This is a genomic window from Hymenobacter sp. 15J16-1T3B (assembly GCF_020711235.1).
Classification (GTDB): Bacteria; Bacteroidota; Bacteroidia; order Cytophagales; family Hymenobacteraceae; genus Solirubrum.
Genome location: NZ_JAJFAV010000012.1, coordinates 166,096 through 190,873, shown reverse-complemented (window position 1 = coordinate 190,873; position 24,778 = coordinate 166,096). Strand labels below are relative to the sequence as shown.

Annotated in this window: 19 protein-coding genes; 14 read left to right on the top strand and 5 right to left on the bottom strand. The window is 66.0% G+C overall.

Going from position 1 to position 24,778, the window contains the following annotated elements; genetic code table 11:
* Nucleotides 1-167: 167 nt before the first annotated feature.
* Nucleotides 168-644, top strand: coding sequence for a nucleoside deaminase (locus LJ737_RS19370; RefSeq protein WP_227768403.1), 477 nt, complete (start codon nt 168-170; stop codon nt 642-644).
* Between the two features lie 254 nt (nt 645-898).
* Here the strand turns inward: LJ737_RS19370 and ffh are convergent, their stop codons facing one another.
* Nucleotides 899-2,239 (bottom strand): signal recognition particle protein, encoded by a 1,341-nt coding sequence (gene ffh / locus LJ737_RS19365; RefSeq protein ID WP_227768402.1) that lies wholly within the window; start codon nt 2,237-2,239, stop codon nt 899-901.
* 164 nt (nt 2,240-2,403) lie between these two features.
* Between ffh and LJ737_RS19360 the strand changes: the two genes are divergently transcribed.
* Nucleotides 2,404-3,708, top strand: coding sequence for a glycosyltransferase family 4 protein (locus LJ737_RS19360; protein WP_227768401.1), 1,305 nt, complete (start codon nt 2,404-2,406; stop codon nt 3,706-3,708).
* 93 nt (nt 3,709-3,801) lie between these two features.
* On the opposite strand, the gene LJ737_RS19355 is transcribed toward LJ737_RS19360, so the two are convergent.
* Nucleotides 3,802-5,673, bottom strand: a complete 1,872-nt coding sequence (locus LJ737_RS19355) for a hypothetical protein (protein WP_227768400.1) — start codon at nt 5,671-5,673, stop codon at nt 3,802-3,804.
* Nucleotides 5,674-5,894: 221 nt separating this feature from the next.
* Between LJ737_RS19355 and pseB the strand changes: the two genes are divergently transcribed.
* Nucleotides 5,895-6,914, top strand: a complete 1,020-nt coding sequence (pseB, locus tag LJ737_RS19350) for a UDP-N-acetylglucosamine 4,6-dehydratase (inverting) (RefSeq protein WP_227768399.1) — start codon at nt 5,895-5,897, stop codon at nt 6,912-6,914.
* Between the two features lie 73 nt (nt 6,915-6,987).
* Here the strand turns inward: pseB and LJ737_RS19345 are convergent, their stop codons facing one another.
* Complete coding sequence (locus LJ737_RS19345; protein ID WP_227768398.1) at nt 6,988-8,994, bottom strand: T9SS type B sorting domain-containing protein; 2,007 nt, start codon at nt 8,992-8,994, stop codon at nt 6,988-6,990.
* Between the two features lie 106 nt (nt 8,995-9,100).
* Here LJ737_RS19345 and pseC point away from each other — a divergent pair, with 106 nt between their 5' ends.
* Together pseC and LJ737_RS19335 are read left to right on the top strand one after the other, a co-directional pair.
* Nucleotides 9,101-10,273, top strand: coding sequence for a UDP-4-amino-4,6-dideoxy-N-acetyl-beta-L-altrosamine transaminase (gene pseC / locus LJ737_RS19340; protein ID WP_227768397.1), 1,173 nt, complete (start codon nt 9,101-9,103; stop codon nt 10,271-10,273).
* Complete coding sequence (locus LJ737_RS19335; protein WP_227768396.1) at nt 10,270-11,160, top strand: aldo/keto reductase; 891 nt, start codon at nt 10,270-10,272, stop codon at nt 11,158-11,160. Before pseC ends, LJ737_RS19335 begins: the two co-directional genes overlap by 4 nt.
* An 86-nt stretch (nt 11,161-11,246) precedes the next feature.
* Here LJ737_RS19335 and LJ737_RS19330 read toward each other — a convergent pair whose 3' ends face one another.
* Entirely contained in the window at nt 11,247-14,231 is a 2,985-nt protein-coding gene (locus LJ737_RS19330) for a DUF8693 domain-containing protein (RefSeq protein ID WP_227768395.1), read from the bottom strand.
* Nucleotides 14,232-14,513: 282 nt separating this feature from the next.
* Here LJ737_RS19330 and LJ737_RS19325 point away from each other — a divergent pair, with 282 nt between their 5' ends.
* From LJ737_RS19325 to LJ737_RS19285, 9 genes are all read left to right on the top strand, one after another.
* Nucleotides 14,514-15,317 carry an SDR family NAD(P)-dependent oxidoreductase gene (locus LJ737_RS19325; RefSeq protein WP_227768394.1) on the top strand — a complete coding sequence of 268 codons (804 nt, stop codon included), beginning with the start codon at nt 14,514-14,516 and terminating at the stop codon, nt 15,315-15,317.
* Nucleotides 15,302-16,045, top strand: coding sequence for a cytidylyltransferase domain-containing protein (locus LJ737_RS19320; protein WP_227768393.1), 744 nt, complete (start codon nt 15,302-15,304; stop codon nt 16,043-16,045). Before LJ737_RS19325 ends, LJ737_RS19320 begins: the two co-directional genes overlap by 16 nt.
* Nucleotides 16,042-17,058, top strand: a complete 1,017-nt coding sequence (pseG, locus tag LJ737_RS19315; protein ID WP_227768392.1) for a UDP-2,4-diacetamido-2,4,6-trideoxy-beta-L-altropyranose hydrolase — start codon at nt 16,042-16,044, stop codon at nt 17,056-17,058. The genes LJ737_RS19320 and pseG overlap by 4 nt, the downstream gene beginning before the upstream one ends.
* A 114-nt stretch (nt 17,059-17,172) precedes the next feature.
* Entirely contained in the window at nt 17,173-17,742 is a 570-nt protein-coding gene (gene pseH / locus LJ737_RS19310) for a UDP-4-amino-4,6-dideoxy-N-acetyl-beta-L-altrosamine N-acetyltransferase (protein WP_227768391.1), read from the top strand.
* Between the two features lie 12 nt (nt 17,743-17,754).
* A complete protein-coding gene (locus tag LJ737_RS19305) occupies nt 17,755-18,153 on the top strand; it encodes a MaoC family dehydratase (RefSeq protein WP_227768390.1) in 399 nt (132 codons plus the stop codon).
* Nucleotides 18,154-18,184: 31 nt separating this feature from the next.
* Nucleotides 18,185-19,228, top strand: a complete 1,044-nt coding sequence (gene pseI, locus LJ737_RS19300) for a pseudaminic acid synthase (protein ID WP_227768389.1) — start codon at nt 18,185-18,187, stop codon at nt 19,226-19,228.
* Nucleotides 19,228-20,529: a glycosyltransferase family protein gene (locus LJ737_RS19295; RefSeq protein WP_227768388.1), complete on the top strand. Its 1,302-nt coding sequence runs from the start codon at nt 19,228-19,230 to the stop codon at nt 20,527-20,529. The genes pseI and LJ737_RS19295 overlap by 1 nt, the downstream gene beginning before the upstream one ends.
* Before the next feature lie 9 nt (nt 20,530-20,538).
* Entirely contained in the window at nt 20,539-21,921 is a 1,383-nt protein-coding gene (locus LJ737_RS19290; RefSeq protein WP_227768387.1) for a DUF7033 domain-containing protein, read from the top strand.
* Between the two features lie 78 nt (nt 21,922-21,999).
* Nucleotides 22,000-23,475 (top strand): lipopolysaccharide biosynthesis protein, encoded by a 1,476-nt coding sequence (locus LJ737_RS19285; protein WP_227768386.1) that lies wholly within the window; start codon nt 22,000-22,002, stop codon nt 23,473-23,475.
* 310 nt (nt 23,476-23,785) lie between these two features.
* Here the strand turns inward: LJ737_RS19285 and LJ737_RS19280 are convergent, their stop codons facing one another.
* Complete coding sequence (locus LJ737_RS19280) at nt 23,786-24,688, bottom strand: CPBP family intramembrane glutamic endopeptidase (RefSeq protein ID WP_227768385.1); 903 nt, start codon at nt 24,686-24,688, stop codon at nt 23,786-23,788.
* Nucleotides 24,689-24,778: the final 90 nt, after the last annotated feature.

The following is a 24,778-nucleotide window of genomic DNA, read 5'->3' as shown; positions in this document are numbered from 1 at the left end:
GTTTGGTTGAGGAGTGGGAAATGGGTTTGGTTGTGGTAAGGCCGGGCGGCCCGCTGCAAGCAGTGCCTGCCCGCCTTCTTCAAGTACTAGCCGTAAACTCGGAGCCCGGCCACGGATAGTTGCCCGGCGGCAACGTATTTTTGCCGGTTCGTTTTCCGTTTTCCCCTATGGACACTCCCAACCCTGACTTCATGCGCGAGGCCATCCGCCTCTCCGTCGAGAAAATGCAGGCCGGCCACGGCGGCCCCTTCGGCGCCGTCGTCGTCAAAGACGGCCGCATTATCGCCCGCGGCTACAACCAAGTCACCAGCACCAACGACCCCACCTGCCACGCCGAGGTCGACGCCATCCGCAAGGCCTGCCAGGAGCTGGGCACCTTTCAGCTCACCGACTGCGACCTGTACACCTCCTGCGAGCCGTGCCCCATGTGCCTGGGTGCCATCTACTGGGCCCGCCCGCGCCGGGTGTTTTACGGCAACACCAAGCAGGACGCGGCCGCCATCGGCTTCGACGACCAGTTCATCTACGACGAAATCGAGAAGCCGCTCTCCGAGCGCAACATTCCCATGCAGCAGTTGCTGCGCGACGAAGCGCTGGAAGGGTTCGGCGCCTGGGAACAGCACGAGGGCAAGACGGAGTACTAACTCCGGTACGGCTCCTGCGCCCGCCGTCATTGCGAGCAGGCCCGACACTCCGCGCATCAAGCGGGGTCAAGCCTTCCGCTCCCGGCACGCCTTAAGCGAAAAGCCAACACAAAACAGCACCGCCCGAAACTGATGCTACAGTTTCGGGCGGTGCTGTTTTTGGGCAGTAGGGATTGTAGCGGTAGTGCTACTGGAGGAAAGAGTGCGTCGCGTTGCTCACAATGTCAGCCAGTGGAACCGCCTTGGCGCGTGGTTTACCGACGCATGCCCATCATTTTGGCCATTTGGGCCATGCCGCCCTTGGTCTGGCTCATTTTGTTCATGGTGCGCATCATCTTGCGCATCTCGTCGAACTGCTTCATCAGGTTGTTCACCTGCTGAATGCCCTGGCCCGAGCCGGCGGCGAGGCGCTTGCGGCGCGAACCGTTGATGATGTCCGGGTTGGCGCGCTCCTGCGGGGTCATGCTCTTGATGATGGCCTCAATCGGCTTGAACGCGTCGTCGTCGATTTCCACGTCCTTCATGGCCTTGCCCATGCCCGGAATCATGCCGACGAGGTCCTTTAGGTTGCCCATCTTCTTGATCTGGTCCAGCTGCGAGAGGAAGTCGTCGAAGTTGAACTGGTTCTTGCGGATCTTGGCGTTGATGCGCTTGGCCTCGTCCTCGTCGAACTGCTGCTGGGCGCGCTCTACCAGCGAAATCACGTCGCCCATGCCCAGGATGCGCTGGGCCATGCGGTCGGGGTAGAACAGGTCCAGCGCCTCCATCTTCTCGCCCGTCGAGATGAACTTGATGGGCTTTTCGACCACGGCCCGGATGCTCAGGGCCGCGCCGCCGCGGGAGTCGCCGTCGAGCTTGGTGAGCACCACGCCGTCGAAGTTGATGCGCTCATTAAAGGCCTTGGCGGTGTTCACCGCGTCCTGGCCGGTCATGGAGTCGACCACGAACAGGGTTTCCGAGGGGTTGATGGCCCGCTTCACCTGCTCGATTTCGGCCATCATCTGCTCGTCGACGGCCAGGCGGCCGGCGGTGTCGATGATGACGACCTTTTTGTTGTTCTGCTTGGCGAACTGAATGGCGTTCTGCGCAATCTGCACAGGGTTTTTGTTCTCCACTTCGGAGTACACCTCCACGCCGATTTGCTCGCCGAGCACCTTCAGCTGGTCGATAGCGGCCGGGCGGTACACGTCGGCGGCCACCAGCAGCACGTTGCGGTTTTGCTTCTTGATAAACGCGGCCAGCTTGCCGGCGAAGGTCGTCTTGCCCGAGCCCTGCAGGCCCGAGAGCAGCACCACGGCCGGGTCGCCCTTGATCTGGATGTCCTTCTTCTCACCGCCCATCAGCTCGGTCAGCTCGTCGTAGACGATTTTGACCATCAGCTGGCCCGGCGACACCGCGGTCAGGACTTCGCGGCCCATGGCCTCGTCCTTGATCTTGTCGGTGACTTCCTTGGCCACCTTGTAGTTCACGTCGGCGTCCACCAGCGCGCGGCGGATTTCCTTTACCGTCGAGGCGACGTTGATTTCGGTGATGCTGCCCTGGCCTTTGAGGGTTTTAAAGGCGCGGTCGAGCTTGGTAGATAAATTATCAAACATGGGTTGGGCGTAGCAAAGAGTTGCTTCGGGCGAAAAAGTGCGGGCTGAACAGCCGCGCCCGGAGCGCGGGGCCGGAGCACCAAGCACAAAAATAGCCACAAAACCATGAAAGCCGGCTTTGCGCTTTACTTTCGCCCTCCCGTAACCCCAAAAATCGCCCTGCCGTGCCCGCGCCGCTTCGTTTGCTGGTCATCACCTACTACTGGCCCCCGTCGGGCGGGGCCGGCGTGCAGCGCTGCCTGAAGTGGGTGAAGCACCTGCCCGCCCTGGGCGTCGAGCCCACGGTCATCACCGTCGACCCGGCCCAGGCGGCGTACCCGGTGCTGGATTACTCCCTGGAAGCCGACGTGCCGCCGGGCGTGCGGGTGCTGCGCACGGGCACGCGGGAGCCGTTCGGGGCCTACCAGAAGCTCACCAACCGGCCGATTCCGCACGGCGGCTTTGCTAACGAAGGCCGACCGTCGGTGGCGCAGCGGGTGGCGCGCTTCGTGCGCGGCAACGTGTTTTTGCCCGACCCGCGCCGGGGCTGGAACAGCTTCGTCCTGAAGCAAGTCGCGGCCCTGGTGGCCGCCGGGGAGCAGTTCGACGCGGTGCTCACCTCCTCACCCCCGCACTCCACCCAGCTCATCGGCCTGGCCCTGAAAAAGCGCTACGGCTGGCGCTGGCTGGCCGACCTGCGCGACCCGTGGACCGACATCTACTACACCCAGACCTTGATGCGCACCGCCGTGGCCCGCTGGCTGGATCAACGCTACGAGCGGCAGGTCCTGGAAGCGGCCGACGTGGTCATCACCACCAGCCCCGACACCGGTCGGCTGCTGCAGGGCAAGGGCACCGGGCTGCATTCGGATAAGTTTGCGGTGCTGCCCAACGGCTACGACGAAGCCGATTTTCAGCTGCCTTCCCTCCCACCCCCTGATGCGCTGCTGCTGACCTACGTGGGCACCATCACCGGGCAGTACCACGTTGGGCCCTTTCTGGAAGAGGTAGCGGCCTGCGCCGCGCGGCACCCGCAGGTGCCGCTGCGCCTGCGCTTCGTGGGGCGCGTGGCCAAGGAAGTAGCGCAGCAGTTGGCCGAGGCGGGCCTGACGGAGCGCACCGAGCTGGTGGAATTCGTGCCCCACGACGCGGCCGTGGGCTACATGCTGCGCGCCACCGTGCTGCTGCTCGGCATTCCCGACGTGCCGCACAACCGCGGCATTTTGCCCGGCAAGGTGTTCGAGTACCTGGCGGCCAATAAGCCCGTCATCTGCATCGGCCCCACCGGCTCCGACGCGGCCCACATCCTGGAGGAAACCCACGCCGGCCAGAACTTTAGCTACGAAGACCGAGAAGCTATGCGCGCCTACCTCGATCAGCTGGTGGCCGCCTGGCAGCAAAGCCCCAACCAGGACCTGCCTGCCTTCAGCAGCGCCCGTTACTCCCGCCGCGGCCTCACGCAGCGCTTGGTGGAGCTCATTCGGAAGTAAACGGCTGGCGCGGGCCGTTCTGCTTTGCTTGTGCAGAACGACCTCTTTTCGCGACAATCATCTGGAATACGCGAAGGGCGTAGCTGGCCCGCGCTACTGCGTGAGCCGGTCCCACACCTTGCGCACGGGCCGGGGCAGGGCATCGAGCAGGGCGGCGCGCAGCTGCCCAACGGTGGAGCGGCTGAGCTGTCGGCCCTGCCACTGCGCCAGTTCGGCGGCCAATTTGTCGGCCAAGGCCTTGTAGAGCGGGCGTTGGTAGTGGCGCAGGTTGTTGGTCACGTCGGCGCGGGTGCGCACCACCTCGCGTACGTCCACCACCAGCACGTTGGGCGTGCGGGCGGCGAAGTCGAGCAGGGCGGCGTTCATCTGCTGGTGGCGCAGCACGGCGCCGGGCTCGGGCGAGCCGGGCACTTCCACTTCCGCGCCGGTGAGCAAGACGAGCGGCACCGCGGCCGGCAGCTGCTCGCGCAGCCACTGTAGGTTCTCCTGGAACCGCTCGGGCGTGAGCGGGCCGGCGTAGCTGAACTCCTCGCGGAAGCGGCGCAGCCAGGCCTCGTCCATGCCGCGAAACTTGCGCTGGGCGTAGCGCTGGGCCTGCGCGGCGGGGTCGACTTGCGTCAGGTCCTGGTAGCCGCCGAAGGGCACGAGGATGCCGGTGGCTTTTTCGCGGTACAGGTCCTGGGTGTAGTCCATCAAGGGGCTGTACACCACGGCGTCGTAGCCGGGGCCGGGCTGCCAGAGCCGGGGCTGAAAGGCCTCGCGGTCCAGAAACGGCAGCGCATCAGCCAGCCGGTGCTGCTCGGCGGGCGGCAAGGACTGGCTCAGGCGTAGCAGCTCGGTGTGCTCGGTGTGCACCGGCACTTGGTGGTCGTTGACGTAGTTGAAATCCTCCGTCACGTCGACCTGGTAGGTCTGCAGGTAGGGCGTGAGCTGACCCAGGTCGCAGCCGCCCTTGAGCAGAATGCGCAGGCGTCCCTTGTCGGCACCCGGCGTCAGCGCGGTAGCGGCGGCGAGGTCCTGCCCGGCTTCGGCGGTGGATTCCAGCGTTATCCAGTCGGGCTGATCCGTCTGGTTGAGCGGCGTAGCCACGTCGCCCTGCACGTCCAGCCGGGGAAAGCCCAGGTGGGCGTAGGTCCACTGCTCCACGCCCAGGTGCAAGATGCGGCAGCTGAAGGTGAACTGCTCCAGCTCATTGGTAAAGGTGTTCAGGGCGTACACACCGACCATGCCGTAGTCACCGAACCGGTCCCGCACGCGCACGGTGCCCCAGCGTAGGCGCGTGGCCCCCAGCCGGGCTTCCAGCTCCTGCAGCACCACCCGTTTCTTGGTATAGTTCAGCTGGTTGGAGCGGTTGATCAGCTCCTCGATGCGGTTGAAGTCGGGCCACACGGCCTCTTTGCCCTCGCGCAGCTCCACGCGCACCTGGGCGTCGCGCAGAAAGGCCAGGTTGTCGCCCTGGTAATCGGCGCGGGCCTGTTGCTGGCGCTCCAGCAGGCGGTACTGCTCCAGGCGGGCGTACGAGGGGTCGGGCTTGCCGAAGGCCAGCAGTTGCGGCGCCAAGCGGGGCAGGTCGGCGGGGTCGGCCACCTGCAGCTGGGGGTTGTAGTGCAGGGCCTCGGCCCGGTTGATGGGGTTGTCGTCGAGAAACAGCGCGTTGGGGGCGCGCAGCTGCATATCCTCCAGCAACTGCTTGATGATCGGGCCCTTGGGCTGCCAGCTCACCCGCAAAAACACGAACAGGTCGCGCACGCCCAGCTCCGCGAGCTTGGCTTCGGCCGGCGCCAGGTCATTTTTGCTGACGACGGTGTGAATGATGCCCCGGGCGGCGGTGGCGCGCACCAGCTCGACGTTGTCGGCCAGGGCTTCCACCTCGCCTTCCGAGAGCGTGCCGCGCCAGAACGTGTCGTCCAAGTCCCAGATGATGAGCTTGACGGGGGCTGGAAACGGATTTTGTACTTCTGTCATCCTGAGCAACGCGAAGGACCTTATGACACCAGATAGTAATCAGATAAACCTACCTGACGCTTGTCGTGTACGCGTGGTAAGGTCCTTCGCTGCGCGTACGCAAGATGGAAGATGACGGCAGACGCGGACACGACGCGGCAAAACTACGCAAAGCCCGCCCCGATTGCCTACTTTTGCGCCCTTGCCGCCGTCCACCCCGGCGGCTGGCACCGATAATTCACATGGCCCTCGACCTCAATCATAAATCCATTCTGGTAACCGGCGGCACCGGTTCGTTCGGCAAGCAGTTCGTGCAAACGGTACTCGACCAGTTTCCGCAGATCCGGCGCCTCGTCGTGTTTTCGCGCGACGAGCTGAAGCAGTACGAAATGGCCCAGCACTTCCCTCTGGAGAAGTACCCGGCCATGCGCTACTTCATCGGTGACGTGCGCGACGCGGAGCGCATGAAGCGCGCCTGCGAGGGCATCGACATCATCGTGCACGCGGCGGCCCTGAAACAGGTGCCGGCGGCCGAGTACAACCCGATGGAGTGCATCAAGACCAACATCTTCGGGGCCGAAAACGTGATTAACGCCGCCCTGGACTGCGGCGTGAAGGACGTGGTGGCTTTGAGCACCGACAAAGCCGCCGCGCCCATCAACCTATACGGCGCCACCAAGCTCTGCTCCGACAAGCTGTTTGTGGCGGCCAACAACATGAAGGGCACCCGCGACCTGCGCTTCTCGGTGGTGCGCTACGGCAACGTTATTGGCTCGCGCGGCTCGGTGGTGCCGTTTTTCCTGCAGCAGCGCCAGAAGGGCGTGCTGCCCATCACCCACCCCGACATGACGCGCTTCAACATTTCGCTGGAAGAGGGCGTCGACTTGGTGCTCTACGCGCTGGAGCACGCCTGGGGCGGCGAAATTTTCGTGCCGAAGATTCCCTCCTACAAAATCACCGAGCTGGCCACGGCCATCGGTCCGCAGTGCCAGCAGGAAATTGTGGGCATCCGCCCCGGCGAGAAGCTGCACGAGGAAATGATTACCGAAACCGACGCGCTGAGCACCGTGGAGCTAGACCGCTACTACGTGATTCTGCCCGCCACGCCGCCGTGGAGCCTGGACAAGTTCATCGAGCATTTCAACGGCAAGCGCGTGCCGCTGGGCTTTCACTACGATTCGGCCAACAACACCGAATGGCTGTCGGCCGAGCAGCTGCGCGAGGAAATTCGCGTGCACGTCGACCCGGAGTTCGTGGCGTAAGCCCCGCTTTTCGCAAAGCTCCCCAAGCCCGGCTGTGACGCGCAGCCGGGCTTGTTTGCGTTCAGCCGGGCCGTCAGCGCACCACCTCCACCCAGCCGCTGCGGCGCTGCCCGGTCCGGCGGTTGGTTAGCTCGTAGTAGTACACGCCGGCGGGCTGGCCGGTGCCGTTCCAGTCGTTCTGGTACGCAGCCGCTTCGAACACCAGCCGGCCCCAGCGCGAGAAGACGCGGCAGCCCCAGGCCGGGGCGTTCAGCCCTTTCAGCACGAAAAAGTCGTTCTGCTCGTCGCCGTTGGGGGTAATGACGTTCGGAATGTCGGGACAGTCGGCGGCGGTAACGGTGATACCGGCGGACGCCGCGCAGCCGGCCGCGTTGGTGACGGTGAGCGAATAACGGCCGGCTTCCGTGGCCGTGAATTGCGGGGCGGTGCTGCCGTCCTGCCAGCGGTAGGTGCTGCCCGGGGGCTGGGGCGCGGGGCGCAGCACCAGGGTTTCGCCGGTGCACAGGGCCACATCGGCCCCGAGGCTGACCGCAGGGCGGGGCGCCACGCTTACTTGTTGCGTGGTGGTGTACTGCTGCCCGCCGGCCGCCGCGAGGCGCAAGGTCACGGTGTAGGTGCCGGGCTGCGCGTACCGGTGCGCGGGCGCCTGGCCGGAGGCGGTGTTCAGCGGCCCGGACGCCGGGTCGCCAAAGTCCCAGGCGTAGGCCAGGGCCGTCACAAACGGACTAAGTGAGGAGCTGAACTGCACCACTTCGCCGGCGCAGATGCTGGCGGCCCGGATGGTGCCGGCCCCGCCGACCACCACCGGCGGCAGGCCCAGGTCGTTGGGCGCTTTCGGCAACCCCGACCACGACAGGGTGCCGGCAGCAAACAAGCGCACGGAGTCGCGGAAAGCGGCGTTGCGGCCCAGCGCATTAGGCGTTTCGAAGCGCGACACCCACGGCGAGGACACCGTGACGTGGTAGATGCGGCCGTCGGGGCCCAGCTGCAAGTTGTTGCCGAAGGCCCCGGACAGGCCCTTGAATCCGCTGAGTGGCTCGGCTACCACGGCGTGCGAGGCCGCCACGGCCGCTGGCGCCCCGGCCGTGAGGTCGTACTGCCAGATGTGGCGGCTCAGCAGCGTGTCGACGTAGAGGCGGCTGCCGTCGGGCGAGAGTTCCAGGCCGCCGCAGCCGTTGTGCCACAAGGCCGGCTTGACGGGGTAGCGCACGGAATCGGGAATGATGTAGGCGCTGCTGATGCGCCCGGATTGCGCGTCGAACCGGGCAATTTCGATGTAAAACATGCGCTGGCCGGTCGGGCCGCCCCGCCCATTGGTCAGCAGGCTGAAGCTACTGAACGCCAGCGTGCGGCCGTCGGTCGAGGCCTTGAGCAGCGCGCCTGTAGGAGTCAACGTCAGCAGCCGGCGGCCGCTGGGGTTGGGTGTCACCACCGGCCGGCTGTGCAGGCCGCGGCGGTCGAGCAGCACGCTCACGTATTGCTGCAGGTCGTTCTTGACGATCAGCCACAGGTCCCGGCCGTTGGCGTGCCGCACGGCGGCAACATCGGTCCTCACGTAGCCGCCGTCGGTGCCCCAGGGCATGGGCCCGGTGGGCAGCAGCACCAGGCTGTCGCGCCCCACCACCTCGCCCAGGCCTCCCTGCCGGCGCATGTCCACGATGTAATACGTCAGGTTGGGGGGCACGTTTTGCAGGGAGGGGCTGGGGATAAACCAATTCCGGGGCACAAACACGTAGTAGCGCCCGGGCCGGTCCGGCTGCGGCACGGCCATGACCTCGTAGCCGAAAATGCTCGGCCCGCCCAGTTGCCCGCCCTCCATCACCTGCATCTGCCGGTTGTAGATGGTGTTGCCTTCGGCAATGAACTGCAGCCGGCCGGCGCTGTCCGACACGCTGCTGCTGTGGTAATACAACGTGGGGCCCGGCGGCAACACCGCCGGCGGACTGCTATTGAACGTAAGGCCCGCTCCTTTGCCGAAGTACCAGTTGAAATACGCGCGCTGGGCCTGGGCGGGGCGGGCCAGCCCCCAACTGCCGAGGGTCAGCCATACAACCCACAAGCAAGGCAGAAGTCGCGTCATAGAGAATAGCAATTGGCGTGGACTGTGGGTAACCGATCCGATTTTGCCAATATATCCGCGCCTGCGCCCGCGCCAAAACCAGTTGGCGCGTACTTTTGACCTTACTATGTCCGCTTTCACGCCCTCTCGACCCATCCCCTACGGCCGCCAGCATATCACCGACGCCGACGTGCAGGCCGTCATCAGCACCCTGCACTCTGACTTTCTGACCCAGGGCCCGCAGGTAGCCGAGTTTGAGCGGCGCTTTGCCGAGTATATCGGGGTGGAGTACGCGGTGGCGGTGAGCAACGGCACGGCCGCTCTGCACCTGTGCGCCCTCGCTTTGGGCGTGCAGCCCGGTCAGCGCGTCATCACCACGCCCATCACCTTCGCCGCCTCGGCCAACTGCGTGCGCTACTGCGGCGGCGAGGTGTACTTCGCCGACATCGACCCCGAAACGGCCCTCATCGACCTGCGGGCCGTGCGCCGCCTGCTCGAAAGCCACCCCAAAGGGTACTTTCACGGCCTGATTCCGGTGGATTTCGCCGGCCTGCCCGTCGACCTGGAGGAAGCCCGGCGGTTGGCCGACGAGTTCGGGCTCTGGCTAATCGAGGACGCCTGCCACGCGCCCGGCGGCTTCTTCACCGATAGCCAGGGCCAGGAGCAGCGCTGCGGCAACGGGCAGCTGGCCGATTTGGCCATCTTTTCCTTCCACCCCGTCAAGCACATTGCCACCGGCGAAGGCGGCATGATTACGACCAACCGCCGCGACCTGTACGAGCAGCTGCTGCTGTTGCGCACCCACGGCATCACCCGCGACCCGGGCCGTTTGCAGCACCCCGACGAGGGCGGCTGGTACTACGAAATGCAGGAGTTGGGCTACAACTACCGCATGCCCGATATGCTCTGCGCCCTGGGCCTTACCCAGCTGGAGCGCGCCGACGAAGGGCTGGCCCGCCGCCGCCAGCTGGCCCGGCAGTACGACGCTGCTTTTGCCGAGCTGGCCGACGTGACGCCGCTGGCCGGGGCCGCCGGCCACGCCTACCACCTCTACGTCATCCAGGTGCCGGACCGCCGCGGGCTCTACGATTTTTTGCGCAGCAAGCAGATTTTTGCTCAAGTGCACTACATCCCGGTGCACACCATGCCCTACTACCAGCAGCTGGGCTGGCAAGCCGGGGACTTCCCGGCGGCCGAGGCCTACTACGCCCGCTGCCTGAGCCTGCCCATGTTTCCCAGTCTCACCGACGCGGAGCAGCAGTACGTTATCGACTGCGTGCGCGAATTCCTGGCCCGATGACGGCGGTGGAGTTCCGGCAAAAGCTGGCCCTGGGCACCGCGCAGTTTGGCCTGGCCTACGGCATCAACAACACCCTGGGCCGCCCCGACGACGCCAGCGTGGCGGCGGTGCTGGCCGCCGCCCAAGCCGCCGGCCTGTCCCTGCTCGACACGGCCGCGGCCTACGGCGACAGTGAGGCGCGCTTGGGCCAGTGGCTGGGCCCGCACCCGGGCTCCTTCGGCGTCGTGACCAAAGTGGCCGCCGCCGCGCCGGCCGTGGTGCGGGCCGCCGTGCAAGCCAGCCTGGACCGGCTGCAGCAGCCGCGGGTATACGGCGTGTTGTTCCACGATTTTCAGGCGCTGCAGCAACAGCCCGCGGCCTGGCAGGCCTTGCAAGACAGCCGCGCCGCCGGCCTGACCACGCGCATCGGCATTTCGCTTTACCACCCCTGGCAGGCCCAGTGGCTGCTCGACCGCCGCGGCTGGGACTTCGACATGGTGCAAGTGCCCTTCAACGTGCTCGACCAGCGCTTCGCCCCGCTGCTGCCGGTGCTGGCGGCGCGCGGCGTGGAGGTGCACGTGCGCTCGGCGTTTCTGCAGGGCCTGCTGCTGCGCCCCCTCGACGCGCTGCCCGCGTATTTCGAGGCCCTGCGTCCGAAGCTCACCCGCATGCGCGAGGTAAGTGCGGCCGCCGGCATCCCGCTGGAAGCTGCGCTGCTGCTCTTCGCGGCCACGGCGCCCGGCGTGGCCCGGGTCGTCATCGGGGTGGACTCGGCCGACAACCTGCGGGCCAATGTGGCGGCGGAGGACTACCTGGCAGGATTTGAGGCACTGCGCCCGGCTCTGGCCGAGCTGCGCGAAACGGCGGAAGAGCTGCTGCTGCCCTACCGCTGGCCCAAACTCAGCTGAGACGCCCCAGCGGGCAGGTCCTACAACGCCCACGGCCGGCCCTTCCGTGGAAGGGCCGGCCGTGGGCGTTGTAGGGCAGTTCTCGGCTATTCGAGGACCACGCGCTTGTCGACTACCGCGTCGGGCAGCTGCAAGCGCACCGAGTACACGCCTTGGGCGAGGTTAGTCGGCAGCGTCAGGGCCGTGGCGGCGGGGCGGCCGGCGGGCAAGGTCTGCGTCAGCACGGCCTGGCCCAGGGCGTTGAGCACCGTCACGCGCACCGTCTGCTGGGTGTAGCGGGCCGGCAAGGCCAGCCACAGCTGCCCGTGGGCCGGGTTGGGGTACACGCTCACTTGCTGGGCCAGGGCGCTGGCCGTAGCCGTCGGCCGGGCCGGCTCGATGAGCAGCGAGAAACGGCCGATGAGCGCGCCTGCGGCGGCACTAAACGAATACGCGTTTTGCCCCGTGAGCAGCGTGCTGATGCCGGTTTGGCCGTCCAACAAGCTCACGCGGCACCCAGCCGGCAGGTTCAGCAGCTCGCTGGCCGTAAGCGCGTAAGTACCGGAAGTCGGCACCACTACCGTCAGGGGCAGCACCTGGGTTGTGGCGCCCAGGGCCGGCAGCCCGCTGATGGCCAGCTCTTCCCCTCCTACTGGCACACTCAAGGCAGGCAATCCGCCCGCGGCAATTTTGTAAGCATCGAAGCCGGCATCGAACCCCGCCGTGGCCCCCGCTTGGGCATACACCACGGCTTGATCCCGTTGCCCGGCCGCATTGGTTAGGGTAAGAGTCAGCAGCGGCCGGCTTTCCCGCCCGCGCTGCAGCGCCGGGTTTTGGTAGGAAGTGAGGCGCGCGGCATTGGTAAAGGACATGCTGCCGGTAGCCCCCGCCGCGGTGCGCACGAAGAAGGCCTGGCCCAGCGGCAAGACGTTGCTGCCGCCGTTGGTGGCCACGCCGTTGACGTAGCTGGCGTAAGCGCCGCTGTACTGCCCACTCGACTTGTACACGTACACCGCGTTGTCGAGGCCCGACCGGCTGAGCAGGGTAAAGTCGATGGGCGCCGGGTACGGGTTGCCCAGCAGCTGCCAGCCCGCATCGGCTTGCGGCCCGCGGCCCAACGCGCCAACCGTCAGACTACCGTTGCCGAGCGTCCCCACAAAATCCACGGTTTGACCAGCCGCCATATTTACCGTGTAGCCTTGTCCCGCCACCATCGCGTCGGTGCTGCTACCGGGTGAATACCACCCTTTGTCGAAAGCAGAGGTGCCGGTGGCCGGGCTGGTTGTCAGGCGGCCCTGGTCGTAGCCATACACGGTGGGAAAGGGCGTAACCGTGCCGGGCTGCGCGCTGGTGTTGTAAGCCAAGTTGAAAGCGGGCACAAACCCTGACGTAGCTAAGTCGCTCAGCGTGGTGTTGGTCACGGGAGCGGCAAGGTGGCGGTAGCCCAGGCCCGGGTTCAGGCTCGGGTCGAGGTAGCGCTGCACGGTAGCCGCGCCGCTGACCACGCCACTCTGGTTGACCACCATGGCCGTGCCGCTGGCGTCCGACACCAGCGTCAGCGCGCCGCTGCCGCTCATGGTGAGGTTGCCGCCCAGCGTGAGCACCCGGGTGATGGACAATGGCGTTTGCACGTCCACGTTCTGCGGGATGGTAATCGGGCTGCCGCCCACCGTCAGGCTGCCGATGCGCACCGGGCCGCTGCCCAGCAGCTGCGTCGAGCCGCTGGCGCCCATGCGCAGGCTGCCGTCGCCGCTAAAGGTGCCGTTGTTGGTCAGCGTGCGGGTCAGGGTCAAGTCGCCGCCCGGGGCCACCGTCATGGAGGCGCCACTGGCCACGGTGAAGCTGGCCGCCGCCGCCGCCGCGCCGAGCACGGGCATGCGCACGGCCGTGGCCGGAATGGTCACGTCGTCGCTGGCGCCGGGTACGTAGCCCGCGCTCCAGTTGGCCGCATCGGTGTAGGTGGTGCTCACCGCCCCCGTCCATTCATTTACCACCACGGCGAAGGCGTTGGGAAAGTTGGGCAGGCCGATTTGGGAAGTCCCACTCAGCGTAACATACTGGCTAACAAAGCCACTGGCACCACCGGCGCCGTTGGGGTTGGTTATAGCCGAGAGCCGGGACGTGTTGTAGGCCGCTACGTAAATTCGCCCATCTGGTGCCAACGCCACTGCCCCGCTCTGGCCCGGCGTGCTCCCCAGAAATTGCCGCGAAATCGTGCTGGCCGAAAGGTCGAATTGGTAGACCCCGTTTACCAGATCCGTGGTGTAGAGTTTGGTGTTGTCGGGCGAGAAAGCCACCCCGTAGATCCGGTCACCAAACGCGGTGTAGAGGCGGCGCAGGTTGGACAGCTGCCCGGTGCTGTTGTTGAAGTCGAAGAGCTCAAACGCGGCGTCGCGGATGGCTACACCTAGCAATTGCCCGTTAGGCGAGGCCTTCATGTAACCGACCCCGTTTGCAACGCCGCCGGTGTGCGTGATGCCGATGGTGGTGGTTACCGGCGTAGCCGAAAGCCCCGCCGGGCTCAGCAAGTAGGCGTGGAAGCTGTTGTTCTGCCAGCCATGAACCAGTACCCAATAGTCGCGGCCGTTGGCGTGGCGCACGGCCGTGAGCTTTTCCGTGAGTTGGGGGCTGGGCGTGGGCACGGCCACGTTTTTGGTAGCCGTCAGGTCGCCCAAGCCGTTACGCAGCGTCATGTCGACGACGGAGTAGTGCAATCCGGCCGCAAATCCATTCTCGGCCGCATCCACCACGAAAAGGTAGTATTGGCTGGTACTACCCGGGGCCGGCAGAATAAGGGCCCCTTGCGAAGCCGATTGGTAGCCGCCGACGAGCGGGCCGCCGGGCATGGGCGTGTGGGTCCGGTCCCACACGGTTACTGCGTTGGTGTACATCAGCAGGTTGCCACCGGCGTCCGACATGGTGGCGCTGGCTTCGTAGCTGAACAGCTGCCCATCCGACAGCACCGTCGGGGCCGCGGGGGCCGCATTAAACCGCAGGCCGGCGTTGCCGCCAAAGTACCAATTTTGCTCCCGGCTTTGGCCGTAGACTGCACTGACGCTCAAGCCCAATAGCAGCGTAAAAAAATGCTTCATAAGCACGCAGAAAAGAAAGTATAATCGATGAGAATGACCCGTTTTCTTAACGAAGATAAGTGCCTAAAATAGCACAATAACGGCATAGACCCGAACATTTTTTGCGCTGGCACCTGAGCCTATTCAGGCTTTGAGAGTCTATGCCAGCAACGGGTATTTAGTGCTACTTAGCGTTATTCGGTAGCTAGCCCACCGTGGACAAAACGTCCGGCCGCCTTGCTTGCCGTCGGCGCAAATCCCCAAACCTGACTAAGTTCGCAGCTTTCGTTTTCCGAGTACACCATGCCTGCTTCGCCAGCTGCTTATACTACCCTTTTCTCGTTACAGGACCACGTGGTGTTGCTCACCGGCGGCTACGGCCACTTAGGGCGCGCCGTGGCCGCGGGCCTGGCCGCCCACGGCGCCACGGTGGTGGTCATCGGCCGCCGCCCCGAAACGTTTGCCGACGTATTTGGCGCTGATGCCGCGGCCGAGGGCATTCATTTAATAGAGGGGGATGTGGCCGACACGGCGTCCGTGCAGGCGGCGTTTCGCACCGCGCGGGAGCAGTTTGGCTTGCCGAGCGTGCTCATCAACAACGCCACCTACGGCAAGGGCAACCAGCCCGAGGCGCTAACCGACGAGGAGTTTGCCTTCACGCTCGACGGCGCTCTGGGCAGCACCTACCGCTGCATCCGTGAAATCCTGCCTTACCTACGCGAGCGGGGCGGCGGCAAAATCATCAACGTAGCGTCCATGTACGGCGTGGTGGCCCCCGATTTTACGGCCTACGAAGCCACGCCGCAGTTTACCAACCCGCCCCACTACGGCGCGGCCAAGGCCGGCGTGATTCAGCTCACCAAGTACTTCGCCTCCTACCTGGCGGCCGACCACATCCAGGTGAATTGCGTGACGCCCGGCGCTTTCCCGAGCGCGCCGGTGCAGCAACACCCGGAGTTTATTCGGGAACTGGAGCGGCGGATTCCGCTCGGGCGCATCGGTCGGCCCGAGGACTTAGCAGGGGCCTTCGTGTACTTGAGCAGCCGCGCCGCCGATTTTGTAACGGGCCACAACTTAATAGTCGACGGCGGATGGACCATTCGGTAACGCCCCTGCGGGTGGGCGCGCTGGTGCAGGCCCGCCTGGGCTCGACGCGCTTGCCGGGCAAGGTGCTCTTGCCGTTGCCCCTGCACGACAGCACCTCCGTCCTGGCCCGCGTGCTGGCCCGCGCCAGCCGCGCCGCCAGCCTGCATACCGTTGTCGTAGCCACCACCGACCAACCCGTCGACGACGCCCTGGCAGCCGCGGCGCAGGCGCTGGGCGGGCCAGTGTTTCGCGGCGACGAGCAGGACGTGCTGCGCCGCTTCGCCGAAGCCGCCGCCGCCCACCAGCTCGACGTGGTGGTGCGCCTCACGGCCGACAACCCGGCCATCGACCCGCATTACATCGACGCGGCCGTGCAAGCCCATCTTGCCGCGGGCGCCGACTACACCCTGACCACGGGGCTGCCGGTGGGGACGAATCTGGAGGTTATGGGCCGGACGGCGCTGGCCGCGGCCCACGCCCAGGCCCGCCAGCCCGACGAGCGGGAGCACGTGACGCCCTACCTGCGCCGCCACCCCGAGCGGTTTCGGCTGCACACGCTGCCGCTGGCGGTGCCGCCCGCGCTGGCCGCCTGCCGCCTTACCCTCGACTACCCCAGTGACTACGCATTGCAGCATTTGCTCTACACCCGGTTGCCCGCGGATTTCGGCCTAACCGACGTGGCCGAGCTGCTGGCCGAACACCCCTGGCTGCGGCACATCAACGACCAGAACGAGCAAGTCCGGGTATGAGCAACGCCCTCCCCCGCCTCGTCGTGCGCGCCGACGGCAACGCCCGCATCGGGCTGGGCCACGTGGTGCGCAGCATGGCCGTGGCCGACATCGTACGCGATGAGTTTGCCGAAGTGCTGGTGGCCGTAGCCGAGCCGCTGCCGGCTCTAGGGGCTCTGGTGACGGCGGCCGGCTTCACCCTCTGCCCCCTGCCCACTGCCTCGGCGGCGGCATTGCTAGCGCAGCTGCGCCCCACCGACGTGGTCATGCTCGACGGCCTGGCCTTCGACACGGACTACCAGCGGGCGGTGCGGGCCGTGGGCTGCCGGGTGGTGGTCGTCGACGACCTGCACGCCTACCGCATGGAGGCCGACCTCATTATCAACCACGGCCCCGAAGCCACGCCGGCCCTGTACAAAGCCCGCCCCGGTACCCGCTACTGCCTGGGTCCGGGCTTTACCATGGTACGGCGCGAGTTCCGCGAAGCCGCCCAGCGGCCCTGGCCAGTACCCCAGGCCAACTCGGTGCTGGTATGCTTCGGCGGCGCTGATCCGCAGCAGTTTACCCATGCCACGCTCCAGGCGTTGTTGCGCATCGATTCCGTCCGCGCCGTGGGCGTGGTAACCGGAGCTGCCTACCAGCACGGCCCGGCCCTGCACGCGCTGGCGGCCGCCCAGCCGGATAAGCAGGTGCAGTTCTACCAGCAGTTGTCGGCCGCCGATATGGTCCGGCTGCTCACCGACTACGCCGTGGTGGTGTGCCCGGCCAGCACCGTGCTACTCGAAACGCTGGTGCTGGGCCAGGCCGCCATTACCGGCTACTACGTGCCCGACCAGCAGGTGCTGGCCGGCTTCGTGCACCGCCACCAACAGGCCTTTTCCGTCGGCGACTTCCGGCAGCTGCGTCAGACTGATTTCGAACCGCTGCTGCGCCAGGGCCTGCGTTTTCACGAAACCACGCTGCGTCAGCCCTATGTGCCGCAGCTTACGCCGGAGGTATTGCAGGCGGAATTCCGGCGGCTGCGGCCGGCGTAGGGGCCGCAACGCCAACTCGGCACCAGCCCGGCCCAAATCGGCCGAATCATTTTTCCCGCAAAGCCCAGCAGCGGTGTAATTTTGCCGCCGGTGCTGCCCGCACCGTCCCTACTTATGGAAGAAATACTCCGTCCCCTGCGCTACGAGGACATCGAAATGGTCCGCACCTGGCGCAACTCCGAAGGCGTTGCCCAATACATGTACACCGCCGAGCCGATTACGCCGGCGCAGCAGGAAGCCTGGTTTCAGAGCATCAGCCAGGACGCCAGCAAGGAATACTGGATTATCACCAGCGGCGGCAAGGACGTGGGCGTGGCCAACCTGTACGCCATCAACCGCGCCGCCCGCACCTGCTACTGGGCCTTCTACATTGCCGAGCAGGGCGTGCGTGGCAGCGGCATCGGCGGTAAGGTGGAATTCACGGTGCTCGACTACGTATTCAACACCCTGAAGTTGAACAAGCTGCTCTGCGAAGTCTTCGTCGACAACGACAAGGTCATCAGCATGCACGAGAAGTTCGGCTTCCGCCGCGAGTCGTACTTCCGCGAGCATATCATGAAGGACGGCAAGCCGAAAGACGTGGTGGGCCTGGCCATGCTGCAGCGCGAGTGGGCCCAGTTGCGCGAGGCCATGCGCAGCCGCGTGTTCCGCACCGCCGCCCCTTCCACCGACGCGCCTGCCTAACCGCCCGCTGCCATGCTTCCAGCCCTTGGGGCCAGCGCCCGCCTTACCCAGCCGATTACCTTTGAGGACGTACAGGCGTTTGCCCGGTTGTCGTTGGACGTGAACCCCCTGCACCTCGACGAGGAATATGCCCGGCAGGCCCGCTTCGGGCGGCGCATCTGCCACGGCATGCTCTACGCCTCGTTTATCAGCGCGGTCATCGGCAACGAACTGCCCGGCCCCGGCAGCATCTACGTGAGCCAGACGCTGAAATTTCTCAAGCCCGTGTTTGCCGGCGACGTCATCACGGCCGTGGTGACGGTGACCGGCCTGCAGCCGGAGCGCCACTTGGTGACCCTGCGCACCGAGTGCGTGAACCAAGACGCGGTTGTGGTGTTAACGGGGGAAGCCATTATCCTGGCCCCGCAGTAAGCTTCGGCGCCCGGCGCCATCCAGTAGTAGTATGTCCGAAATACGCATCGGCTCCCGCCTCGTCGGTCCCGGTCACGCCCCCTTTATTATTGCCGAGCTCAGCGGCAACCACAACCAGTCGCTGGAGCGCGGCCTGGCCATCGTCGACGCCGTTGCGGCGGCCGGTGCCCACGCCATCAAGCTGCAAACCTACACCGCCGACACGATGACGCTGCGCGGCGCCCACCGCATCGACGATCCTTCGTCCTTGTGGTACGGCCGCGAGCTGTACGAGCTGTACGAAGAAGCCCATACGCCCTGGGACTGGCACCAGGCCCTGTTTGAGCGCGCCCGCCAGCACGGCATGGAAGCCTTCAGTTCGCCCTTCGATGAAACGGCCGTGGACTTCCTGGAGTCGCTCGACGTGCCGGCCTACAAAATTGCGTCCTTTGAAAACACCGACTGGCCGCTGCTGCGCAAGGTAGCCAGCACCGGCAAGCCCGTTATCATGAGCATCGGCGCCAGCAAGCTGGCCGAAGTGGCCGAAGCCGTGGACATTCTGCGCGCCGGCGGCTGCCGGGAGCTGACGCTGCTCAAGTGCACCAGCACCTACCCCGCCACGCCCCAGAACACCAACCTGCGCACCATTCCGCACCTGCAGCAGCTCTTCCCCGACGCGCTGGTGGGCCTCTCTGACCACACCATGGGCGTGGGCGCGGCCGTGGCTGCCGTGGCCCTGGGCGCCTGCGTGGTGGAAAAGCACGTAACCCTGCGCCGCGCCGACGGCGGCGTGGACTCGGCTTTTTCGCTGGAACCCGAGGAAGTAGCCCAGCTGGTCACTGAAACCGAGCGCGCCTGGGAGGCGCTGGGCCACATTCAATACGGCGTGCAGCGAGCCGAGGAAAAGAGTCGGCTCTACAAACGTTCCATCTACGTGGCCCGCGACATCCAGGCCGGCGAGGCGTTTACCCCGGATAACCTGCGCGTGGTGCGCCCCGGCGACGGGCTGGCCCCGCGCTTCTACGCCGAGGTGATGGGCAAAACCGCCCGTACCGCGCTGCGCGCAGGCACCCCGCTCACCTGGGAGGCCCTCTGATGCCCGTTTGGCCGCCTACCACCCGCGTGGGCCGGCTGCGGGATATGCTGCAGCTGCGCTTCACCCCGTTGTTCGGCTCCTTGCCGGCCGCCACGCTGGAGTCGATTTCGCCCGGCAACCCGCTTAAGCGCCTCGCCAAAGTACTGGGCTACGCGGCCGTGCGGCTGGTAGGCAACGTGTTCCAGCCCATTCGCAACCCGGAGCGGCTGCGCGGGGCGGTGTGGCTGTACGTCGTGAGCCAGAACAACTACGACTCGCTGCGCTTCATCAAAGAGCACCGCACCGATGCCGTGCTGCTGGCGGGGCAAGCCAAGCAGATCGGGCGCTACAACCAGCAAGTCAACCGCCTCTCGCTGCGGCGCAAGCTGCTCTACTACTGGCAATTTCCGCTGGTATTTGCGGGACTGCAGCGCACGGAAGGCCGGCGGGCCTGGCGGTTTTTCGACTTAATTTTCAACGCCGTCGGCTACTACGAGGTGTACCGCCGGGCGCTGCGCCACTACCGGCCGCGGGCGGTGGTCTTCGCCAACGACCACAACGACGACGCCCGCGCCCTGCTGCTGGCCTGCCGGGCGGAGGGCGTGCCCACCGCCTACGTGCAGCACGCCAGCGTGAGCACCAATTTCCCGCCTTTGGGCTTCGATTTGAGTTTGCTTGAAGGCCAGGACGCGCTGGACAAGTACCGGCTCTGCGGCCCGGTGCGCGGCGAGACGCGGCTGGTGGGCATGCCCAAGGCCGACGCTTTTGTGCAGCAGCGCAACGAGCAGCCGCGGGTGCAGCGCGTGGCGCTGGCCACCAACACCCTGGACGACACGGCCGGCATCGAGGCGGCGGTGAGCTACCTGCTGACGTCGTTTCCGGAGCTGCAGTTCACGTACCGCGCCCACCCCAGCGACCCGCGCCGCTTCGAGGAGCTGCGGCGGCGCTTTCCGCAGCTCTCGTTTTCGGATGCGCGGCAGGAGTCGGTGTTCGAGTTTTTGCAGCGCCACGACGCGCTGATTGCGGCCGATACGTCGACCCACCTCGAAGCCACCTTGCTGAACCTGGTGAGCCTGTACTACCGCTTCGGCCAGCACGGCGTGGCCGACGACTACTACGGCTACGCAGCCCGCGGGCTGGTGGACCGCGCGTTTACCCTGGATGAGCTAGGTGCTTTGCTGCGCGGCTACGTCGCTCGCAAGCCCGCCGACCACTACCGGCGCGCCGCCTACTACTGCGCCACCCTCGGCACGCCCGACGAAGGCCGCAGCCAGCAGCTGGCCCTGCGGGAGCTAGACGCCTGGCTGGCCGCCGGGGCGTAATTTGCGCACATGAGCTTGCCCCACGAACGGCTGATTCCCATTACGGCCACGCCGGTGACGGCCGCAACGCGCCTGGCCTACGTGCTGCAGCATTTTCGCGCCGCGTACGCCGCCGAGGAGCTGCCGAGCATCGGCTACGCCGACGCGCAGCCGCTGGTGACGGTTGCCGACGGGGCCGCGGATTTTTTTGAGGGCGCCCAGCCTTACCCGCCCGAACCAAGCCGGCGCGAATGGCAAGGGCGGCAGCTGCCGTTCTTTTTCGACCCCAACCCTGCCGGGCCGCTGCTGACTCGCTCGCCGGGCCGGGCCGAAATCCACGTCGACGTAGTTTCGGCGGCGTTTTACCTGCTCAGCGGCTGGCAGGAGTATTTCTCGGAGGAGCGCGACCAGCACGGACGTTTCCCCTACTCCGCCAGCGTGCAGCAGCGCTACGGCTTCGTGGCGGTGCCGGTGGTCAACTATTACTTCGACGTGCTGCGCACGGCCGTGGAGCACGTAACGGGCCGGCCGCTGCACCCGCGCCACTGGAATGGGACGCCTTTCGCCACCTTCGTCACCCACGACATCGACAACCTGTACAGCGCCTGGAAAGAACCGGCCAAACAGGCGCTGCGCCGCCGCGACTGGCTTGGTTTCGGCCGGCAGCTCTGGCGGCACCTCGCCCGACCCGACGCCTGGGACAACCTGGAACTGGTGCAGCAGACCGTGGCCAGCTACGGGGCCGCCAGTACGTTTTTCTTTATTCTCAACCACGGCCGCTCCGCCGAAAACGGCCCGTCCAACGCCGACTACCGGTTTCACCAGCTGCTTCCGCGCATTCGGCAGCTCGGTAGCACCTCGGAAATCGGCTTGCACGGCAGCCTCGGCTCCGGGCGCAACTCGCAGCAGCTCTGGGCCGAAGCCGACACCCTGAGCCGGGACCTGGCGACGCAGCCGACGGCACTTGGGCTGCGGTTTCACTACCTGCAGTGGGAGCCCCGCATCACGCCCGAGCACCTGGACGACCTGGGCATTTTGTACGACTCAACCCTGGGCTTTGCCGAGCACTTCGGCTTCCGTCATTCCTACTGCCTGCCGTTTCAGCCCTTCAACTTCCGAAGCCTGGCGCCCCATAGCTTCCTCGAACTTCCGCTGAACCTGATGGACGCTACCCTGCACCACCCGCGCTACCTGCAACTGGCCCCGGACGAAATCCTGCCCGCCGTCGAGCCCATGCTGCAAGAAATCGAAAGGTTCGGCGGGGTGTTTACCCTGCTCTGGCACAACGAAAACTTCGACCCGGCCAACACCACGAACGGCCCCCGGGAGTTCCACCGCATCATGGCCTACCTTCGCAGCCGCCAAACCGCGTTTCTGACGGGACGGGCAATTTGTGAGATGGTGAAGTTGTGAAATGGCCAGTTCCGGGCCGGCCCTACGTTCCGATTCGCTTTTCACAACTTCACACGTTCACAACTTCACCTTTACCACTTGGGCATCGTTCAGCGCCAGGGGCTGCGCAATACCGTTATTTCCTACTTCGGGCTGGGGCTGGGCTTCGTCAACACGGCCCTGCTGATGCCGCGCTTTCTGGCCGCCGACCAAGTGGGCCTGACGCGGGTGCTGCTGAGCCTGGCCACCATTTACGCCCAGCTGGCCGCGTTCGGCTTTGCCAGCGCGGGCATCCGGTTTTTCCCTTACTTCCGCAACCGCGAAACCGGCCACCAGGGCTTTCTGCCGCTGCTGCTGGGGCTGCCCATGCTCGGCTTCGCCGTCATTTCGCTGGCTTACTGGCTGGGCCGGCCGCTGATTCTGCGAGCCTACGACGCCGACGCGGCGCTGCTTGGGCCCTACTACGGCTGGTGCGCGCTGCTGGCCTTGTTCACCCTGCTGTATTCGCTGCAGGATGCCTACCTGAAGGGCCTGTACCACACCGCGTTTTCCTCGTTTCTGCAGGAAGTATTCCTGCGCGTGCTCATTGCCGGCGTCACCTTGGCCTTTGGGCTGGGCTACCTCACGTTTCACCAGTTCGTGCTGGCCTACATCGGTGTCAACAGCGCGCTGACCATGCTGCTGACCGGCTACCTGGCCTACATCGGCGAGCTGCACCTGCGGCCCACCCGGGCGGCGCTGCAGGTACGGCCGGTGCGGGAGCTGCTCAGCTTCGGCGCCTTTGCACTGCTCTCCAATATTTCGGGCACCGTCATCAGCTCCATCGACGCCTTGATGGTGGGCTCGAAGGTGAACCTGAAGGCGGCGGGCGTGTATACCACCGCTTTCTTCATCAGCACGGCCCTCACCATCCCGTTCCGCTCGCTCTACAAAATTGCCTTCCCGCTGCTGGCCGACTACTGGAAGGAGCAGGATATGGCCCGCATGGCCGCGTTTTACCGCAGCACCACCCGCCTCAACACCGTGTTGGGCTGCTACCTGGCCCTGGGCATCGGCCTGAACCTGGACTTCATCTACTCCTTGATGAAGCCCGAGTACGCCGCCGGCACCACCATCGTGTGGGTACTGCTGGCCGGCCGCCTGCTCGACGGCATCACCGGCGTCAACGGGCTCATTGTCGTCACCTCCCCGCGCTACCGCTTCGATCTGGTGTTCAACGTGGCCCTGGCCGCGGGCACCGTGGGGCTAAACCTGCTGCTGATTCCGCCGCTGGGCATGGTGGGCGCCGCCTGGGCCGCTCTGCTGGCGCTGACCAGCATCAACGTGGCCCGCACCTGGTTTGTGTGGCACGCCTACCGCCTGCAACCCTTCGACGGGCGCATTCCGCTGATTCTGGGCGTGGCCGCCGCCACCGCGCTGGCCGGTTGGCTGGTGCCGCCGGTCCACTCCCCCTTCGTGACAATGGTGCTGCGCTCCGCCGCCCTGACGCTGGTGTACGCCGCTGGCCTGCTGCTCACCCGGGCGGTACCCGAAGCGCAGGCGGCCCTGCAGAAAATTCGTCAGCGGCTGCACTGATTTCAAGCCCAAAGCCCCCCGGACACAACGGCTCAAACCGAAGTTTCATCCGTCCAAACCCAAGTCGCGGGCGTCCAAAGGTTAGCCACGACGCGCCAACCCTTCGCCTTAGTCGTCCAAAGCATGGACACGGTCGTCCAAGGCCCCGACGCGGTGCGCCAAAGCTTCGCGGCAGTGCTCCAACACTCGGACGCACGTGCTTAGGGCTTGGCCTCAGTCGTCTGATGCCGGGACGCTGGCCTTCCACGCTTGGGCACCGGACGCCGATGTGTGGGCGCTATCATCTACGCAAACGCCCTGGCACTTCCGCTCAGGCCTCGACAGCTGGCCCGGGAGCGGCGGGCTCCTCCGCGTTGGCCTGCCCCGGCGCCCTCAGCCGGGCCAGGTACCAGATGCCGGCCAGGGCCACCAGCGCGCCGCCGGCCATGTAGGCCAGTTCCCAGGCCGAAGTCTGGGCCAGGGGCGTAACCTGCCCGTAGTGTTGCTTGGCGAAGTACATGCCCGCCCAGGCCGCCGTGTTTACCGTGGCGTGCGCAAGCACGCAGGTCCGCACCGACTGGGTGCGGATGTAGAGCCAGCCCAGAAACAGCCCCAGGCAAAACGCCATCAGGCTTTGGGCGGGGTTGAAGTGAATGATGCCGAACAGCAGGCTGCTCTGCACAATGGCCCGCGTGGAGCCGTAGTTGCGCGCCAGCCCCGGCAGCAGCAGCCCTCGAAACAGCCATTCCTCAATGACGGGTGCCGCAACGCAGATCAGCCCAAACGCCAAGCCTGGGTTGAGCATTAGCTTGTCGAAGGCGGCATCCACGCCCCAGTGCGGCAACTCCAGCCACTGCAGCGCCGACACCGCCAGGGCAACCCCAAACGTGGTGGGCACCACCACGGCCCACAACCCCGGCCCATCCGACGGCCCGCGCCAACGCACAGGCTGCGCCCGCGTGCCGGCCTGAGCCACCAGCCACAACACCAGCCCGAGCTGCGCCAGCTCCACAATCAGCATGGACGGGCCGGTGCGGGCGGTTTTGGGCAGCCACAGCAGCAGGCCGCCGGCCACTAGCCCCGACAGCAACTGGGCAAGCAGGTACCAGCCCAGCACGCCCCAGCTTTCGGCGTAGGTGGGATAAGCCGGCGGCGCCACAACAGCCGCCGCGGGTAGTAAGGCTGCCACGGTTTCCGCCGGGGAAGCTTCGGCTTCGGAATAAATAGGCTCCATTACGCAACGCTAATACGCCGCAAAATAGCCAGGCCGGGGCCGAAAACAACGACGCCGTGGCCCGGCGGCCGTGGCGTCGAAAAGCACGCC